This is a genomic window from Pseudoalteromonas issachenkonii, assembly GCF_002310795.1.
Classification (GTDB): Bacteria; Pseudomonadota; Gammaproteobacteria; order Enterobacterales; family Alteromonadaceae; genus Pseudoalteromonas; species Pseudoalteromonas tetraodonis.
This window is the reverse complement of the sequence record NZ_CP011030.1, coordinates 3,081,250-3,098,694: the sequence shown is the minus strand read 5'-3', so window position 1 is coordinate 3,098,694 and position 17,445 is coordinate 3,081,250. Positions and strand designations below refer to the sequence as shown.

The window sequence follows — 17,445 nt, the reverse complement described above, 5'->3', positions numbered from 1 at the left end:
TTTGGAAAAGCTGATAATAAAATTCGTATGAATACATTGTATTTGTACAGAGTTTTCAAAAGTAAAAAAGAATGATAGCAGTATCATTCAGTGCCATTTAATAAACGTTTAATGTTTGTTGATTGGTATCTACTTTAGTATTCAATATTAACTTCTGGCGAAGTTAAACTGTCACAAAACAAAGACCCGTTTGGGTTGTATGGTTAAGTGACTAAGCGTACACGGTGGATGCCTTGGCAGTTGGAGGCGATGAAGGACGTATTAACTTGCGATAAGCCTAGTCAAGCTAGTAAAAAGCACTTGAGACTAGGATTTCCGAATGGGGAAACCCACCTGCTTGCAGGTATCGTTAACTGAATACATAGGTTAACGAGGCGAACGCGGAGAACTGAAACATCTAAGTACCCGTAGGAAAAGAAATCAACCGAGATTCCGATAGTAGCGGCGAGCGAAATCGGAACAGCCCTTAAGCTTATTATGTGTTAATGGAAGGCTCTGGAAAGTGCCACGATACAGGGTGATAGTCCCGTACATGAAAACGCATTTTAAGTGAAATCGAGTAGGTCGGAGCACGTGAAACTTTGACTGAATATAGGTGGACCATCATCTAAGGCTAAATACTCCCAACTGACCGATAGTGAACCAGTACCGTGAGGGAAAGGCGAAAAGAACCCCTGTGAGGGGAGTGAAATAGAACCTGAAACCGTGTACGTACAAGCAGTAGGAGCCCACTTGTTGGGTGACTGCGTACCTTTTGTATAATGGGTCAGCGACTTATATTTTGTAGCGAGGTTAACCGATTAGGGTAGCCGTAGGGAAACCGAGTCTTAACTGGGCGAATAGTTGCAAGGTATAGACCCGAAACCCGGTGATCTAGCCATGGGCAGGTTGAAGGTTGAGTAACATCAACTGGAGGACCGAACCCACTAACGTTGAAAAGTTAGGGGATGACCTGTGGTTAGGAGTGAAAGGCTAATCAAACCGGGAGATAGCTGGTTCTCCCCGAAATCTATTTAGGTAGAGCCTCGGACGAATACTTACGGGGGTAGAGCACTGTTAAGGCTAGGGGGTCATCCCGACTTACCAACCCTTTGCAAACTCCGAATACCGTAAAGTAATATCCGGGAGACACACGGCGGGTGCTAACGTCCGTCGTGAAGAGGGAAACAACCCAGACCGCCAGCTAAGGTCCCAAAGTCATAGTTAAGTGGGAAACGATGTGGAAAGGCCCAGACAGCCAGGAGGTTGGCTTAGAAGCAGCCATCCTTTAAAGAAAGCGTAATAGCTCACTGGTCGAGTCGGTCTGCGCGGAAGATGTAACGGGGCTAAACTATGCACCGAAGCTGCGGATTCAGAATTTATTCTGAGTGGTAGGGGAGCGTTCTGTAAGCGGTTGAAGGTGTACCGGGAGGTATGCTGGACGTATCAGAAGTGCGAATGCTGACATGAGTAACGATAATGCGGGTGAAAAACCCGCACGCCGGAAGACCAAGGGTTCCTATCCCATGTTAATCAGGGTAGGGTAAGTCGACCCCTAAGGCGAGGCCGAAAGGCGTAGTCGATGGGAAACGGATTAATATTTCCGTACTTGGTATAATTGCGATGGGGGGACGGAGCAGGCTAAGCAAGCATGGCGATGGTAGTCCATGTGAAAGTGTGTAGGCTAGTGACTTAGGTAAATCCGGGTTGCTGTTAGGCTGAGACACGAGACGAGTCACCACGGTGATGAAGTTGCTGATGCCATACTTCCAGGAAAAGCCTCTAAGCTTCAGATTATACCGAATCGTACCCCAAACCGACACAGGTGGTCAGGTAGAGAATACTAAGGCGCTTGAGAGAACTCGGGTGAAGGAACTAGGCAAAATCGTACCGTAACTTCGGGAGAAGGTACGCTCCGATTGGTGATGGGACTTGCTCCCTAAGCTGATTGGAGCCGCAGTGACCAGGTGGCTGGGACTGTTTATTAAAAACACAGCACTGTGCAAAATCGCAAGATGACGTATACGGTGTGACACCTGCCCGGTGCCGGAAGGTTAATTGATGGGGTTATCTTCGGAGAAGCTCTTGATCGAAGCCCCGGTAAACGGCGGCCGTAACTATAACGGTCCTAAGGTAGCGAAATTCCTTGTCGGGTAAGTTCCGACCTGCACGAATGGTGTAACCATGGCCACGCTGTCTCCACCCGAGACTCAGTGAAATTGAAATCGCAGTGAAGATGCTGTGTACCCGCGGCTAGACGGAAAGACCCCGTGAACCTTTACTACAGCTTGGCACTGAACATTGAACCTACATGTGTAGGATAGGTGGGAGACTTAGAAGCAGAGACGCTAGTTTTTGTGGAGTCGTCCTTGAAATACCACCCTTGTAGTTTTGATGTTCTAACGTTGGCCCCTGAATCGGGGTTACGGACAGTGCCTGGTGGGTAGTTTGACTGGGGCGGTCTCCTCCCAAAGAGTAACGGAGGAGCACGAAGGTTGGCTAAGTACGGTCGGACATCGTACGGTTAGTGTAATGGTAGAAGCCAGCTTAACTGCGAGACAGACACGTCGAGCAGGTACGAAAGTAGGTCATAGTGATCCGGTGGTTCTGAATGGAAGGGCCATCGCTCAACGGATAAAAGGTACTCCGGGGATAACAGGCTGATACCGCCCAAGAGTTCATATCGACGGCGGTGTTTGGCACCTCGATGTCGGCTCATCACATCCTGGGGCTGAAGTCGGTCCCAAGGGTATGGCTGTTCGCCATTTAAAGTGGTACGCGAGCTGGGTTTAGAACGTCGTGAGACAGTTCGGTCCCTATCTGCCGTGGGCGTTTGAGAATTGAGAGGGGTTGCTCCTAGTACGAGAGGACCGGAGTGAACGAACCGCTGGTGTTCGGGTTGTCATGCCAATGGCATTGCCCGGTAGCTACGTTCGGAACTGATAAGCGCTGAAAGCATCTAAGCGCGAAGCAGGCCTCGAGATGAGTTCTCACTAGACTTTTAAAGTCTCTGAAGGGCCGTTGAAGACTACAACGTTGATAGGCAAGATGTGGAAGTGGTGTGAGCCATTAAGCTAACTTGTACTAATTACCCGTGAGGCTTAACCATACAACGCCAAACGCGTTTTATGTGATAGTTTAAGCGCAGAAGTTAATATGACTAAAGTAGATTACTTAATTACTCTTTATTATCAGAATTCCAAATTTTAGTAAGCTCGATTAAATCGACCTTACACCAAATTTGCTTGGTGACAATAGCGTTTTGGACCCACCTGACCCCATGCCGAACTCAGTAGTGAAACGAAACAGCGCCGATGATAGTGTAGCATTTGCTATGTGAAAGTAGGACATTACCAGGCTCCAAATTAAAGAAAGCCCGACTAGAAATAGTCGGGCTTTTTTACGTCTGCAGGAAAGTAAAAATATTAGCTATCAGCCGTCAGCTATCAGCTGCACAGCGTTAACTTGACCACTGTATCATGGGTTGAGTATCTCGAAACCTATGGGTAAAAGAATGCGACGACCACCTCAGGGCCTAATATATACTCTACCGCTGTAGGGACCGCGACATTCTATTGCGTTGTCGCTAAGAATAACGTATCAGCATCAGGTAGCAAATCCATATAAATTGGTAATAAATACTCAAATAAGGGGGTTGCGCCCTTATTCTGATTGATACATTTCTGATCTTACTTGAAAAAAAACCAATGAGCCCAAAGTCTACTTAATCAACACTTATTTTTATAGAGCCTATCATGTCGTTATTACCTTCATCTTCCAGCGTTAAGCAATTCGTATATTTAGCACAGCAAATAAGAGAGCATGAGGGTAATGCTGCAAAAGCCAGTGGTTGTGATCTGTTTACCCTAATGGAACGAGCGGGGCATGCCGCATTTTTAAATTGGAAATCATTCAATGCACAGCAGACTCTAGTACTCGTAGGGAGTGGCAATAACGCAGGAGATGGCTATATTGCGGCTAGCCTTATTAAACAAGCCGATAGACATGTAGTGGTGTGTGCCGTAGATGAAAATAAAGAATTAACCGGCGATGCTGCAAAAGCACAAAAGCGCTGGATTGATGCCGGTGGTGAAATTTGTAACTTTAGCGCTGATGCACTCGATGAGTGTGATGTAATCATTGATGCATTACTGGGCACTGGTCTTGAAAATACGGTACGCGATAATGTTGCCACTATAATTAAAGCGGCGAATGAAAGCACTAAACCAATACTCAGTATTGATGTGCCATCAGGTATAAATGCTGATACAGGCCAACCTTTAGGTATTGCAATTAAAGCCACTAAAACAATTACTTTTGTAGGGGTAAAACAAGGGTTAACAACGGCTGCGGGTAAACAGTATGTTGGTGAACTTATCTTTGATGACTTGGCTATTGGCGAGTCATTCGTAGAATTAGCAAGCCCTTCGGGTAAGCTTATTAATATCAATAGTTTTAAAGGCTTAGGCCCACGTGCTTTGAATAGTCATAAAGGTAGTTATGGAAAATTACTGTGTATTGGTGGGAATCAAGGAACGGCAGGTGCTATCAGCTTAACAAGCGAGGCAGCGCTTAGAGCTGGTGCTGGAATGGTCAGAGTGCATACCCATGAAAGCTCAATTATGCCAGTCAGTTTTGGCCGACCAGAGCTTATGGTAAGTAGTAATAACTTGCAACACGCATTGGAGTGGGCAAGCTGTGCTGTTATTGGCCCAGGCCTTGGACAAGACGAATGGGCGCAAAATACCTTTAATCAAGTCATTGAGTATTGTACACATAATAATATGCCTTTAGTTATTGATGCTGATGCACTTAATTTACTCGCTAAACAAGCTTCACCGAAAATGCCCACGCGGTGTGTACTTACCCCGCATCCGGGCGAAGCCTCTCGATTATTAAAGGTGTCGACTGGGGAGATAGAGTCTGATCGGTTCAGCTATGTTCAACAATGTGCTAAACGTTACTCAGCAGTTTGTGTTTTAAAAGGCGCAGGAACTTTAATAGCCGATGGTAAGCATACTTGGGTTTGTGAAGAAGGAAGCCCTGCGCTTGCTGTTGGCGGTAGCGGTGATGTTCTTACTGGTATTGTAGGGGCATTACTTGCTCAAGGGTTAGATTGTGCTGAGGCGACTTGCTATGGTGTTACACTGCATGCTAAAGCGGGTGATATTGCTGGGCAAAAAAATGGAGAGCGAGGTATGCTACCTAGCGATCTGTTTTGTATAGTGAGGCGGTTAATTAATAATATAAAACCATAAGATAAAAGCATTCATATTAATTTTGTTCTTTTTTTGATAAATCCATTAACCTTCTTATACTTAGTTAACGCTGTTTGGTTGTAACTGAGGTTAAAAATGTTAATACAGAAAAAAATGTATGCGGGAAGCTTATTACTTATCGTTTTCTCTTTGCTCGTTTTAACCGGAATTATGCAATGGGTGATAACGCCAATTATAAAAAATGAAGCTATTTCTGCAGCTAAGTTACAGGCTAAAGTAATCGGAGAATCATTTGCTAAGGATTTAGGAAAAAGTGCAGCATTAACTAAAAGCTTATCTGTTGTTGCTCAAACACTTCCCCTTGATAAAGATCAATTTATTAAAAATTTGGCACCGTTAATTGCTAGTGGTACAGGTATTGCCGGTGGTGGAATATGGCCAGAGCCAAATATGTTAGATGCATCAGCACAAAGGGCATCTTTGTTTTGGGCTAAGGGCGATAATGGTCAATACACTTTATTAGATGACTACAACCAAGCTGATAGCAGTCCATATCAACAAGAAAGCTGGTATACAAGTGCTGCTAACGCTCAACCAGGCGTATGTGTTTGGTCTGAGGCTTATATTGATGCAGTTTCGAATGTACCTATGGTAACTTGTTCCGTTAAAATTGAGCGTAATAATCAGTTTTGGGGAGTCGCTACTTTAGATATAGAGCTTTCTCATATTGAAAAGTCACTACTTGCTGAAAACCAAGCAACCGGTACCTACAGTTTTATTATTGATAGTGCGCAGCAGTTTGTTTCTATTCCTGCATTTAGAGATACGAATTTAGCCATGCTAAATTTTTCACAAGTTGTGAGTAAAGATAGCTCTTTACAGCCTTTAGTTAACGCCTTGAAAAATGAAGATAGACTCGTAGCAGAGTTTAGTTCTGGTGTCATAAAGGGGGATAGCTCAATTCTAGTGACATTCTCACTGCCGGAGCAAAAGTGGCGCTCTGGCGTGATAATTCCAACAGCGATTGCAAAAAAAGCAGCTAATACGCTGACATATTATTTGTATGGTTCATTCATTGTACTCATTGTTATATTTATATCGGCATTATTAGTCTTTGGTAAGCGATTAGTTGAGCAAATAGAGCAGACTTCGGCGCAAGTTAGGTCATTAATGCAAGGGCAAACAGATTCTAAATTACCAATATCGGGGGATGATGAAATGAGTCATCTTTGCGAAGCAATTAATGATTACGGTGATCATCTTATTAAAATTCTTGGGCTGATTAAAGAAGAGGCGGCCTCAGTAAAAAACAATGCTGAATCTATTGATAACTTGAGTAGTAATAGTCAGCAACGCGCACATGAACTAATGCAAGAAAATGAACTGTTAGCCACGGCTATCAATGAAATGTCGATAGCGGCTTCATCGGCATCAGAAGATATTGGTGGCGTTGCAGATATTACCGCTAAGTCATCAGATCTTGTAAACTCTGGATTTAATGTTATTGAACAAAACGCAGAATCTATCCAGCTGTTGTTCAATAAACTAACTGAGTCGTCCAATGCAATATCACAAATCTCTGAAGATTCACAGCAGGTTGGTTCGGTATTAGATGTGATTATGAATATCTCTGAGCAAACTAATTTGCTTGCGCTTAATGCTGCTATTGAGGCTGCTCGTGCTGGTGATTCTGGAAGGGGGTTTGCGGTCGTTGCTGATGAAGTTAGAACACTGGCACAAAGAACGCAACAATCAGCTGGTGAGATTGAAACCATGATAAGTCAGTTACAACAAGCGGCTGCAAAAGGAGTCAGTGTTATTCAAGAATGCCGAGAGTTCTCAGAAGTGGTCAATGATCGTTCAAATACAACACGCACGCAATATGAAAATATAGTTGATGCATTTAACGACATTAAAGGGCGCTCAGCAAGTATTGCCGTAGCCACAGAAGAGCAGGCTCAAGTAACCGTCAATGTTAAAAAACTAGCGGAACGGATCCGAGAAATATCAGGGCAAAATGCTGCCGATGCCGAAGACTTTAGAGAAGTAAGTAAAGCCTCTAATAGTCAAGCACAAAGGCTATACGACATTAGTCAGCAGTAACTCAATATAAAAAATCCAAGCCTTGCTTGGATTTTTTATATAAATTTGTTTATTAATTTAAAATTATGAGGATTTAAAAGTCTATCTATGAAGCTCGCCAGCTCTTTCTGGTTGATAAGTTACCTCTTTAATAGTTACTGTTATTAACCCACCGCCTGGCTTTGGCCATTCAATTTGATCTCCCTGTGAAAGGCCAAGTAATGCACTACCAACAGGGGCTAAGATTGATATTTTGTTGCCACTTGAGTCAATATTCTTCGGGTAAACAAGCGTTAAAGTAAACTCCTCACCTGTAGATTCAACAACAAAGTTCACTGTTGAATTCATGGTTACCACGGTTGAGGGAACTTCGTGTGGCTCAACGATGTTAGCCCTACCAAGTTCTGCTTCAAGTTCTTTTTCACCCGCAAAACTGTTCGCAGGTAACGATTCCATTAGCGCATACAATCGATCTGCATCCAGTGATGAGATGATTATTTCAGGTTTAGTATTCAACTTAATATCCTTAATCATGTTAAATAAAATTTACTCTGGGTATAGCTTGCAGGAACTCAGTTGCATTGGAATACACTGAGATAATTTTATTGTTGTCTTAGTGAATTTATTTTATCTCTATTGCTAAAAACCCAGCCGAAGCTGGGTTTTATTTGAGCTAGGTGTGTGAGGGAATGATTTACATCATGCCGCCCATACCACCCATTCCGCCCATGCCACCCATATCAGGAGCGCCCGCTTCTTCTTTAGGAATTTCAGCGACCATTGCTTCTGTGGTGATCATTAGACCGGCAATCGATCCTGCAAATTGTAATGCAGAACGGGTTACTTTCGTTGGATCTAGGATACCCATTTCAATCATGTCGTTGTATTCGCCAGTGGCTGCGTTGTAACCGTAGTTACCTTCACCGCCTTTCACTGCGTTAATAACAACAGATGCTTCGTCGCCTGCGTTTGTAACGATTTGACGAAGTGGTGCTTCCATCGCGCGAAGTGCCACTTTAATACCGTGGTTTTGGTCTTCGTTATCGCCTAGTAAATCTGCTAATTTGCTAGCAGCACGCACTAAGGCAACACCGCCACCTGGTACAACACCTTCTTCAACCGCTGCGCGAGTTGCATGTAATGCATCTTCAACACGATCTTTTTTCTCTTTCATTTCAATTTCAGTAGCGGCACCTACTTTGATTACTGCAACACCGCCAGCTAATTTAGCCATGCGCTCTTGTAGCTTTTCTTTATCGTAGTCTGAAGTCGCTTCTTCAATTTGTGCTTTGATTTGTGCAACACGGCCGTTAATACCGTCTTCTTCACCAGCACCATCAATGATTGTTGTGTCGTCTTTAGTGATTACTACGCGTTTAGCTGTCCCTAAGTCTTCAACTGTTGCTTTTTCAAGCTCAAGGCCGATTTCTTCAGAAATCACAGTACCGCCAGTTAATACCGCGATATCTTGTAGCATTGCTTTACGGCGATCACCAAAACCAGGTGCTTTAACCGCTGATACTTTTACAATACCACGCATGTTATTCACTACTAGTGTCGCTAACGCTTCACCTTCAAGGTCTTCTGCGATGATGAGCAGAGGTTTACTTGCTTTAGCAACCGCTTCTAATGTTGGTAATAATTCACGGATGTTAGATATTTTTTTATCTACAAGTAAGATAAATGGGTTATCTAGCTCAACCGCGCCTTTTTCAGCGTTGTTGATAAAGTATGGAGATAAGTAACCACGGTCAAACTGCATGCCTTCTACAACATCTAATTCGTTTTCAAGTGATTGCCCTTCTTCAACCGTAATAACACCTGTGTTACGGCCTACTTTTTCCATTGCATCAGCAATGATTTCACCAATTTCTTTATCAGAGTTAGCTGAAATAGTACCTACTTGTGCAATCGCTTTAGTATCAGCACATGGAACAGAAAGCGCTTTAAGTTCTGCAACTGCAGCAATGATTGCTTTATCAATACCGCGCTTAAGATCCATTGGGTTCATACCCGCAGCAACCGCTTTAAGACCTTCGTTTACAATAGACTGAGCAAGCACAGTTGCGGTAGTGGTACCGTCACCAGCAGCATCATTTGCTTTAGACGCTACTTCTTTAACCATTTGTGCGCCCATATTTTCAAACTTGTCTTCAAGTTCGATTTCTTTTGCTACAGATACACCATCTTTGGTGATCACAGGAGAGCCAAATGATTTGTCTAATACAACGTTACGACCTTTAGGGCCTAATGTTACTTTTACTGCATTTGCTAGAATATTTACGCCAGTTAGCATTTTTGCACGTGCGTCGCCTGCAAACAGTACTTCTTTTGCTGCCATGTTTAATTTCCTCTAAATTCTTAAAATGTGTGTTAAACGAAAAGTAGGTTTAGCCTACAATGCCTAAAATATTGTCTTCACGCATGATCAGGTACTCTTGACCTTCGATCTTTTCTGTTTTTTCAACATATGAGCCAAATAACACAGTGTCACCGGCTTTCACTTCTAATGCTCGAACGTCACCGTTTTCTAAAACGCGACCATTACCTACGGCAACAACTTCTCCGCGAGTTGATTTTTCAGCTGCAGAGCCAGTTAATACAATACCGCCAGCAGACTTGGTTTCTTCTTCTAGACGCTTGATGATTACGCGATCTTGTAAAGGACGAATGTTCATGTTTTTAGTTCTCCTAACAGTTTCTGAACAGTACAGAAAAAAGTGTATCTAATTTGCTTTCATTAATGGGGGTGGAGTGAAAAATTCCAAGAGAAAAAATGATAAATTTTTAATCTTTTCGCTCGTATTCACCATCTATGGTCTTAGGGCGGTTTTCATCTTGCTCGTGATGCATTGATTGATGAGTTTGCGAAAACCCTGAAGTGCCAGTTTGATGCATGCTGGCGCTCATTCTTACAGTTGCTTGACTAGCAAGTCCTGCAGCCAATTTGTTTCGAATAGCAGGGGTAAGGAGTAGTAATCCAAATACATCTGTCATAATGCCGGGTGTTAATAAAAGTACCCCTGCAATAATTACGCAAATACCGGTAAACAATTCTTTAGCAGGCATTTGCCCTTGAGCCATTTGCATTTGTACGTTTTGTAGTGCGCCCATTCCTTGCTGTTTCACCATTTTTGCACCCACAATGGCGGTTAGTACCACTAAAGCGATTGTTGCAAAGCCACCTATCACGTCACTAACCTGAATTAGTAAGGCAATTTCAATAATAGGGATGATGATAAACAGCAAAAATAAAATTCTAAACATAAGACTCTCTAAAAAAATGACACTTATTAAGGTGCTAATGAAATATAAGTGAGGGTTGTCGGGTCTATTTTCAAGCTAATAAGAGTAAGTAATAAACTTTAGTGTTAGTTGAGTTAAAGGTAGCGGGTTTAAATCAATTTACTGCAAAGACCCAAAATGCAGACAGAGTTCGTGTCTACACATTATACCCGCTATCAGCTACTATGGGGCTAGACCCCTGTAAACAAGTAAAGGTTCACTATGACAACGCAATTTAAACTTATTTTTACCACTTGCAAAGATAACGATGAAGCCCGTTTATTGGCTATGGCGCTAATTGAAAAGAAATTAGCTGCTTGTGTAAATATTTTACCGGCCATGACTTCTATTTACATATGGGAAGGTGAAGTAGCTGAAGCAACTGAAGTAAAGCTGCTAATTAAAACTAAGGCTGACAAAATGAACGATGTATTTTTAACCTTAAAAGATCTTCACAGCTACGAAGTACCAGAAATACAAGTTGTTGATGTAGCAACGGGTAACTTGGCTTACTTTAATTGGATGGACGAGGTGCTTCATTAATGCGCTTTATTTTATTTTTTTTATTAAGCGTATTAATGGCGCCTGCTTGGGCGGCACAAAATACCCTTGATGATTTTCTAAAACCGACTCAGCACACATTTTTACCGGTAAATGAAGCGTTTGTATTTGATTTTGACCAGCAAGGAAGTACGTTATTTGTTGGTTGGGATATCGCTGATGACTATTACCTATATAAAGATAAAATAGAAATTATTGCCAAAGGTGCCAGCATTGACGTGCCTGAGTTGGGCGCTGGTGAAATAATTGAAGATGAATTTTTTGGCAAAACTGAGGTGTTTTTAAATTCTCTTAGCGTTATCAGCAAACTAAGTAATGTGAGTGAAGATGGCGTTGTTAAGGTGCGTTATCAAGGCTGTGCAAAAGCAGGGCTGTGTTATCCACCTGAAATCATCAGCATTCCATTAAGTGTACTGGCAAGTGAAACTAATACTAATGACAATACCGCAGCAAGCAGTGCATTTGCAGCACTTAGCCAATCTGCAGAAAAACCAGCAACTGGATCAACACCTGATAAAGAGCTCACATTTACAGAGCAGTTAGCCAGCCAAAGCTTAATGGTTAACTTAGCTATTTTCTTTGCCGTGGGTGTGGGTTTGGCATTTACACCGTGTGTATTTCCGATGTTCCCTATTTTATCTAGCTTAATTGCGGGTCAAAAGAACCTATCTACCAAAAAAGCATTTGCCCTATCATTTGTTTATATTCAAGGCATGGCGGTTACCTATGCAGCATTAGGGCTTGTGGTTGCTGCGTTAGGCGGGCAAGTGCAAGGCTATTTACAGCATCCATATGTATTAATTAGTTTTAGCTTATTGTTTGTACTGCTGGCTATGTCGATGTTTGGTTGGTACGAAATAAAGTTACCCAACGGCATGATGAACAAGCTAACCCAAGTGAGCAACAACCAAAAAGGCGGTAACTATATTGGGGTGTTCTTGATGGGGGTTTTATCAGGGCTTATTGCATCACCTTGCACTACAGCGCCTTTATCAGCCGCATTATTATTTGTGGCACAAAGCGGCGATTACCTAGTCGGCGGGCTAACACTTTACGTACTGAGTTTAGGTATGGGGCTACCGCTGTTATTATTAGGTACATCGGGAGGTAAGCTATTACCGAAAGCTGGCGGCTGGATGGAACAAGTCAAAACCTTATTTGGTTTTATTATGTTAGTTGTGCCACTTATTTTGCTAGAGCGCATTATAGATATTGAAATTATTATGCTTATGGCAGGCTTATTAGCTATCGCCACAGCGCTTTATTTCCATTATTGGCAAAGCGCTCAAGCACAAGGTAAATTAAAAACCTTATTGTGGTTTATGGCTGTTTTATTAGTGCTTACCGGCTTTAATTTAACCAAAAACTATTTTTGGCCAACACAAGCCGTGAGTTTACAAACAACCTCGCAAAACAATGAGTTTAAACATGTTGCCAATTTAGCTGAGCTTAAACAAGCCGTATCACAAGCAAATAGCGAAGGGCGCATGGTTATGGTGGACTTATACGCTGACTGGTGTGTAGCGTGTAAAGAGTTTGAGCATTACACCTTTCCCGACCCGCAAGTACAAAGTGAGTTTAGCCATTACCAACTGATTCAAATTGACTTAACCCAAAGCGATAATGAAACAATTGAGCTAATGGAAGCATATTCAGTGTTTGGTTTACCGAGTATTTTATTCTTCAATACTCAAGGTGAAGAGCTAAGTGCACAACGTGTTACTGGCTTTTTAAATGCGGATGATTTCGCTAAGCACCTTGCTGCAGTGCGTGCCAGCGCTGAATAACCATTCTATATGGCACAACATGATTGTTAATGTTGTGCCATTATTCCCCCCTCAAGATTTGTCCCCAAAATAGAGATTAGACCAGTATTTTGCTGCTATTTACTTCGAAATCACTATAATAGTTGGTTAACGTGAGAAATTGTTGCTATCTTACTTTTTTCAGCTTACTTTTTAGTGAAAAATTAGTTGGTAACCGCTTAACTCATTACTTATAGGATATATCGCGTATTATGGCTGCAAAATTAAAGATTTTAGTTATAAATGGCCCAAATTTAAACATGCTAGGAAAGCGTGAGCCCGATAAGTACGGTTCGCACTCTTTAGAGCATATTATGAGCGAGTTAAATAGCGCTGCTAATAGTTTAGATGTGGCGTTAACGCATTTTCAAAGTAATAGTGAGCAAGCGCTCATTGAACGCATTCATGATGCTTGGCAAGCGGTTGATTACATCATTATTAACCCTGCAGCATTTACGCACACAAGCGTCGCATTACGTGATGCATTGCTAAGCGTTGATATTCCGTTTTTTGAAGTGCACTTAAGTAATGTGCATGCACGTGAAACGTTTCGCCATCATTCTTATTTTTCTGATGTGGCGCAAGGCGTTATTTGTGGATTAGGTGCAATGGGCTATCACGCTGCTTTACATGCAGCGGTGAGCCGATTGCAAAACTCAAACTAAATTTAAACTAACAAACTAATAGGCGGGTCGTTTATGGATATTCGCAAGATCAAAAAACTAATTGAATTAGTAGAAGAATCAGGTATTGCAGAACTAGAAATCACTGAAGGTGAAGAATCAGTACGTATTAACCGTAACAACATGAGTGCCGGTCCTGCGTACGCGCAATTTGCTCCACAGCAATATGCTCCAGCACCCGCTCCTGCGGTTGCACCAGCAGCACCTGTAGCAGAGTCTGAAGTACCAGCGGCAGGTCCTACAGGACACCAAGTTAAATCACCTATGGTAGGTTCTTTTTACGCAGCAGCTTCTCCAGAAGCGCCAGCATATGTTGAAGTCGGTTCACAGGTTAAAGTTGGCGACACATTATGTATCGTTGAAGCAATGAAAATGATGAACCAAATTGAGTCAGATAAAGCCGGTACAGTAAAAGCTATTTTAGTAGAAAACGGCGAGCCAGTAGAATTTGATCAACCTTTATTCATCATTGAATAATAGCGCAACGTAAAAGGCCAACTCTCATGTTAGATAAAGTAGTCATTGCAAACCGAGGTGAAATTGCACTTCGTATATTGCGCGCCTGCAAAGAGCTTGGGATCAAAACGGTTGCTGTGCATTCAACGGCGGATCGCGATCTTAAGCACGTATTACTAGCAGATGAAACCATCTGTATTGGTAAACCAGCAGCAACTGAAAGTTACTTAGACATTCCACGCATTATTGCCGCAGCTGAAATAACTGATGCGGTCGCTATTCACCCAGGTTATGGTTTTCTTGCTGAAAATGCCGACTTTGCCGACCAAGTTGAGCAAAGTGGCTTTGTATTTATTGGTCCTCGTGGCGACACTATTCGCCTAATGGGGGACAAAGTATCAGCTATCGAAGCGATGCGTAAAGCCGGTGTTCCATGTGTGCCAGGTTCTGATGGTCCGGTATCGGATGATAAAGAACGCAACATGCAAATTGCGAAGCGTATTGGTTACCCGGTAATTATTAAAGCAGCTGGCGGCGGCGGTGGTCGTGGTATGCGTGTTGTACGCAACGAGGCTGAGTTAATCAACTCGATTGCGCTTACGCAGCAAGAAGCTAAGCAGTTCTTTGGCAACAGCATGGTTTACATGGAAAAATTCCTTGAAAACCCACGCCACATTGAAGTACAAGTATTGGCCGATGGTCAAGGTAACGCGGTTCATCTAGGTGAGCGTGATTGTTCAATGCAACGTCGCCACCAAAAAGTAGTGGAAGAGGCGCCAGCACCAGGGATTACTGCAGAAGTACGTAAGTTCATTGGTGAGCGTTGTACACGTGCATGTATCGAAATTGGTTATCGTGGTGCAGGTACGTTTGAGTTTTTATACGAAAACGGCGAGTTTTACTTCATTGAAATGAATACCCGTATTCAGGTTGAACACCCAGTGACTGAAATGGTTACCGGTGTGGATTTAATCAAAGAGCAGCTAAAAATTGCCGCTGGTCAGCCATTATCATTCACTCAAGACGACGTTGTTATTCGTGGCCACGCTATTGAGTGTCGTATTAATGCTGAAGACCCTGAAACCTTTATTCCATCGCCAGGTAAAATCACCCGCTTTCATCCAGCTGGTGGTTTAGGTATTCGTTGGGACAGCCATATTTATGCTGATTACACGGTACCGCCACATTACGATTCTATGATTGGTAAGCTGATCACTTACGGTGAAAACCGTGATGTTGCTATTGCCCGTGCTCGTAATGCACTCAATGAGCTGGTAATCGACGGTATTAAAACGAATACGCCATTGCATAAACGCATTCTTGCAGATGAAAACTTCAAAAACGGTGGTACAAATATCCACTACCTTGAGAAGAAATTAGGGCTGTAAAGTTCATGCTAATTAAAAACCGGCTCAGGCCGGTTTTTTTATCTTTAAAAAAGAGGCAGTATCACCTTAAATAAATAATCTGGTATGATTAACAAATATGCGCTTTTCGTAAATTTTGAGGTAATCATGTCGTGTAGTTTTGATTTTCATTTAGTCGATGAAAATGCCACTGTTGCTATGGGTAATAAATTAGCTGCCATAATAGAACAGGGCGCAGTTATTTATTTGCATGGTGATTTGGGGGCCGGTAAAACGACATTTACTCGCGGTATAGTGCAAGGTTTTGGTCATACAGGTAAGGTTAAAAGTCCCACTTATACACTTGTTGAACCTTACGAGCTTGTGCGTGGCAATGTCTATCATTTTGACTTATACCGATTAGGTGACCCAGAAGAGCTTGAATTTATGGGAATTCGTGATTATTTTTCAGAAACGGCAACTTGTATTGTTGAGTGGCCGGAAAAAGGCGGAGAATTTATTCCTGTTCCCGATCTAAATGCTACGCTAAGTTATGTAGGTGATGAGCGTAAAATTGTTATTAACAGTGCGAGTGAGCGTGGTGTAGCAATTGTCGAAAAACTAAATAATAGATAATAAAATAGTTAAGGCAGTGATTATCAAAATGAGTCGTGGTTTAGTTAAACTTTTTATTTACCTCATGGTTTTTACAGTGAGCTTGCCATTGTGGGCGCAAAACACTATTAATAGTGTGCGTGTCTGGCCATCCCCTGATAGCACCCGGGTGGTGTTTGATCTCGACGATAAACCCGATTTCAGCTACTTTATGCTAAAAAATCCAAGCCGTTTAGTGGTTGATTTAGAAAACACTGATGAGTTGAAAACATTGCCAGGTGTGCCACCAAAACACCAAATTGTTAGTAAGTTACGTTACTCAAAACCTAAAAATAACCACAGCGTGCGTTTAGTGTTTGAATTAAATGGGCCAGTTAAACCGGTTATATTTGCACTAGCCCCCACAGGCCCTTATAAAAATAGATTGGTGGTCGATTTATACGATAAAAGCCAAGCTAAAGGTGCAATTACCCCTGCGCAAACGGCGGCTAAAAAACGCCAATTAAGCCAAGAGCGCGATATTGTAATTGCTATTGATGCAGGGCATGGCGGTGAAGACCCTGGCTCCATTGGCCCGACAGGCACTTACGAAAAAGACATTACACTGCAAATTGCCAAGCGTTTAGAGCGGATGATTGATGCTGAGCGAGGCATGATTTCGCGTATGGTTCGCAGTGGCGATTACTTTGTAAAACTCAATACACGTACCAACCGCGCACGTCAGAAAAAAGCAGACTTTTTTGTTTCTATTCATGCAGATGCGTTTACCAGCCCTGGGCCAAATGGTGCTTCTGTATGGGTGTTGTCGCTGCGACGTGCCAATTCAGAAATTGGTAAATGGATTGAGGATAAAGAAAAACACTCTGAGTTACTTGGCGGTGCTGCCGATGTAATTAAAGATGCTGCAAATGAAAAGTACTTAGCTCAAGCCTTGCTTGATATGTCGATGGATCACTCCATGAAAACCGGCTTAAATGTGGCTGAGGAAGTAGTTAAAGAGCTACGAAAGGTGGCTAAACTTCATAAAAAAGAGCCGCAACATGCCAGCCTTGCAGTATTAAAGTCGCCAGATATTCCGTCTATTTTGGTTGAAACTGGGTTTATCTCTAATCCACGTGAAGAGCGACTGCTTAAAAGTGCCAATCATCAAGAGCGCTTAGCTAAAGCCATGTTTACCTCAATTAAAAATTACTATTTACGTAACCCGCCTGACGACTCACTGTTTGCGTCATTAAAGTCTCAATACCCAACAAAACATAAAGTACGCCCTGGTGAGTCACTGAGCATGTTGGCAGGTCGATATGGCGTGAGTATCAGTAAAATAAAACAAGTTAATAAGCTCAGTTCAAATACGCTATTTATTGGTCAGGAACTTGATATTCCTCAGAGTTAATTTTAAAAGCGCACACATTTA

The 17,445-nt window shown here is 42.4% G+C and carries 13 protein-coding genes and 2 rRNA genes; 11 read left to right on the top strand and 4 right to left on the bottom strand.

Annotated features, from left to right (window positions below):
• Window positions 1-201: 201 nt before the first annotated feature.
• The 4 genes from PISS_RS14340 to PISS_RS14325 all read left to right on the top strand — a co-directional run bounded on the left by PISS_RS14340 (window position 202) and on the right by PISS_RS14325 (window position 7,301).
• A 23S ribosomal RNA gene (locus PISS_RS14340) occupies window positions 202-3,088 on the top strand.
• A 135-nt stretch (window positions 3,089-3,223) separates the two neighbouring features.
• Window positions 3,224-3,338: ribosomal RNA gene (rrf, locus tag PISS_RS14335) — 5S ribosomal RNA — on the top strand.
• 396 nt (window positions 3,339-3,734) lie between these two features.
• Window positions 3,735-5,237 carry a bifunctional ADP-dependent NAD(P)H-hydrate dehydratase/NAD(P)H-hydrate epimerase gene (locus tag PISS_RS14330; RefSeq protein WP_013466040.1) on the top strand — a complete coding sequence of 501 codons (1,503 nt, stop codon included), beginning with the start codon at window positions 3,735-3,737 and terminating at the stop codon, window positions 5,235-5,237.
• A 96-nt stretch (window positions 5,238-5,333) separates the two neighbouring features.
• Window positions 5,334-7,301 (top strand): methyl-accepting chemotaxis protein, encoded by a 1,968-nt coding sequence (locus PISS_RS14325; RefSeq protein WP_024601928.1) that lies wholly within the window; start codon window positions 5,334-5,336, stop codon window positions 7,299-7,301.
• Between the two features lie 81 nt (window positions 7,302-7,382).
• Here PISS_RS14325 and rnk read toward each other — a convergent pair whose 3' ends face one another.
• The 4 genes from rnk to PISS_RS14305 all read right to left on the bottom strand — a co-directional run bounded on the left by rnk (window position 7,383) and on the right by PISS_RS14305 (window position 10,547).
• Window positions 7,383-7,796: a nucleoside diphosphate kinase regulator gene (rnk, locus tag PISS_RS14320; RefSeq protein WP_024601929.1), complete on the bottom strand. Its 414-nt coding sequence runs from the start codon at window positions 7,794-7,796 to the stop codon at window positions 7,383-7,385.
• Between the two features lie 178 nt (window positions 7,797-7,974).
• Complete coding sequence (groL, locus tag PISS_RS14315) at window positions 7,975-9,621, bottom strand: chaperonin GroEL (protein ID WP_013466037.1); 1,647 nt, start codon at window positions 9,619-9,621, stop codon at window positions 7,975-7,977.
• A 49-nt stretch (window positions 9,622-9,670) separates the two neighbouring features.
• Entirely contained in the window at window positions 9,671-9,958 is a 288-nt protein-coding gene (locus PISS_RS14310; RefSeq protein ID WP_008113511.1) for a co-chaperone GroES, read from the bottom strand.
• A gap of 109 nt (window positions 9,959-10,067) precedes the next feature.
• Entirely contained in the window at window positions 10,068-10,547 is a 480-nt protein-coding gene (locus PISS_RS14305) for an FxsA family protein (RefSeq protein ID WP_013466036.1), read from the bottom strand.
• Between the two features lie 240 nt (window positions 10,548-10,787).
• On the opposite strand from PISS_RS14305, the gene cutA reads away from it, so the two are divergent.
• From cutA to PISS_RS14270, 7 genes are all read left to right on the top strand, one after another.
• Complete coding sequence (cutA, locus tag PISS_RS14300) at window positions 10,788-11,108, top strand: divalent-cation tolerance protein CutA (RefSeq protein ID WP_013466035.1); 321 nt, start codon at window positions 10,788-10,790, stop codon at window positions 11,106-11,108.
• Window positions 11,108-12,913, top strand: coding sequence for a protein-disulfide reductase DsbD (locus PISS_RS14295; RefSeq protein ID WP_058155320.1), 1,806 nt, complete (start codon window positions 11,108-11,110; stop codon window positions 12,911-12,913). The genes cutA and PISS_RS14295 overlap by 1 nt, the downstream gene beginning before the upstream one ends.
• Window positions 12,914-13,143: 230 nt before the next feature.
• On the top strand, window positions 13,144-13,596 hold the full coding sequence (aroQ, locus tag PISS_RS14290) for a type II 3-dehydroquinate dehydratase (RefSeq protein WP_013466033.1): 453 nt from the start codon (window positions 13,144-13,146) through the stop codon (window positions 13,594-13,596).
• Between the two features lie 33 nt (window positions 13,597-13,629).
• Window positions 13,630-14,091, top strand: a complete 462-nt coding sequence (accB, locus tag PISS_RS14285) for an acetyl-CoA carboxylase biotin carboxyl carrier protein (protein ID WP_013466032.1) — start codon at window positions 13,630-13,632, stop codon at window positions 14,089-14,091.
• 26 nt (window positions 14,092-14,117) lie between these two features.
• Complete coding sequence (gene accC, locus PISS_RS14280) at window positions 14,118-15,458, top strand: acetyl-CoA carboxylase biotin carboxylase subunit (protein WP_013466031.1); 1,341 nt, start codon at window positions 14,118-14,120, stop codon at window positions 15,456-15,458.
• A 126-nt stretch (window positions 15,459-15,584) separates the two neighbouring features.
• On the top strand, window positions 15,585-16,052 hold the full coding sequence (gene tsaE / locus PISS_RS14275; protein WP_013466030.1) for a tRNA (adenosine(37)-N6)-threonylcarbamoyltransferase complex ATPase subunit type 1 TsaE: 468 nt from the start codon (window positions 15,585-15,587) through the stop codon (window positions 16,050-16,052).
• Window positions 16,053-16,080: 28 nt separating this feature from the next.
• Entirely contained in the window at window positions 16,081-17,424 is a 1,344-nt protein-coding gene (locus PISS_RS14270; protein ID WP_016899733.1) for an N-acetylmuramoyl-L-alanine amidase, read from the top strand.
• The last annotated feature ends 21 nt before the right edge of the window (window positions 17,425-17,445 follow it).

Excerpts from the sequence above, each read along its gene's own strand:
- tsaE (WP_013466030.1), top strand. The coding sequence starts at position 15,585 with ATGTCGTGTAGTTTTGATTTTCATTTAGTCGATGAAAATGCCACTGTT.
- PISS_RS14325 (WP_024601928.1), top strand. The coding sequence starts at position 5,334 with ATGTTAATACAGAAAAAAATGTATGCGGGAAGCTTATTACTTATCGTT.
- PISS_RS14295 (WP_058155320.1), top strand. The coding sequence starts at position 11,108 with ATGCGCTTTATTTTATTTTTTTTATTAAGCGTATTAATGGCGCCTGCT.
- groL (WP_013466037.1), bottom strand. The coding sequence starts at position 9,621 with ATGGCAGCAAAAGAAGTACTGTTTGCAGGCGACGCACGTGCAAAAATG.
- aroQ (WP_013466033.1), top strand. The coding sequence starts at position 13,144 with ATGGCTGCAAAATTAAAGATTTTAGTTATAAATGGCCCAAATTTAAAC.
- PISS_RS14330 (WP_013466040.1), top strand. The coding sequence starts at position 3,735 with ATGTCGTTATTACCTTCATCTTCCAGCGTTAAGCAATTCGTATATTTA.
- cutA (WP_013466035.1), top strand. The coding sequence starts at position 10,788 with ATGACAACGCAATTTAAACTTATTTTTACCACTTGCAAAGATAACGAT.
- PISS_RS14305 (WP_013466036.1), bottom strand. The coding sequence starts at position 10,547 with ATGTTTAGAATTTTATTTTTGCTGTTTATCATCATCCCTATTATTGAA.
- PISS_RS14310 (WP_008113511.1), bottom strand. The coding sequence starts at position 9,958 with ATGAACATTCGTCCTTTACAAGATCGCGTAATCATCAAGCGTCTAGAA.
- accC (WP_013466031.1), top strand. The coding sequence starts at position 14,118 with ATGTTAGATAAAGTAGTCATTGCAAACCGAGGTGAAATTGCACTTCGT.
- PISS_RS14270 (WP_016899733.1), top strand. The coding sequence starts at position 16,081 with ATGAGTCGTGGTTTAGTTAAACTTTTTATTTACCTCATGGTTTTTACA.
- accB (WP_013466032.1), top strand. The coding sequence starts at position 13,630 with ATGGATATTCGCAAGATCAAAAAACTAATTGAATTAGTAGAAGAATCA.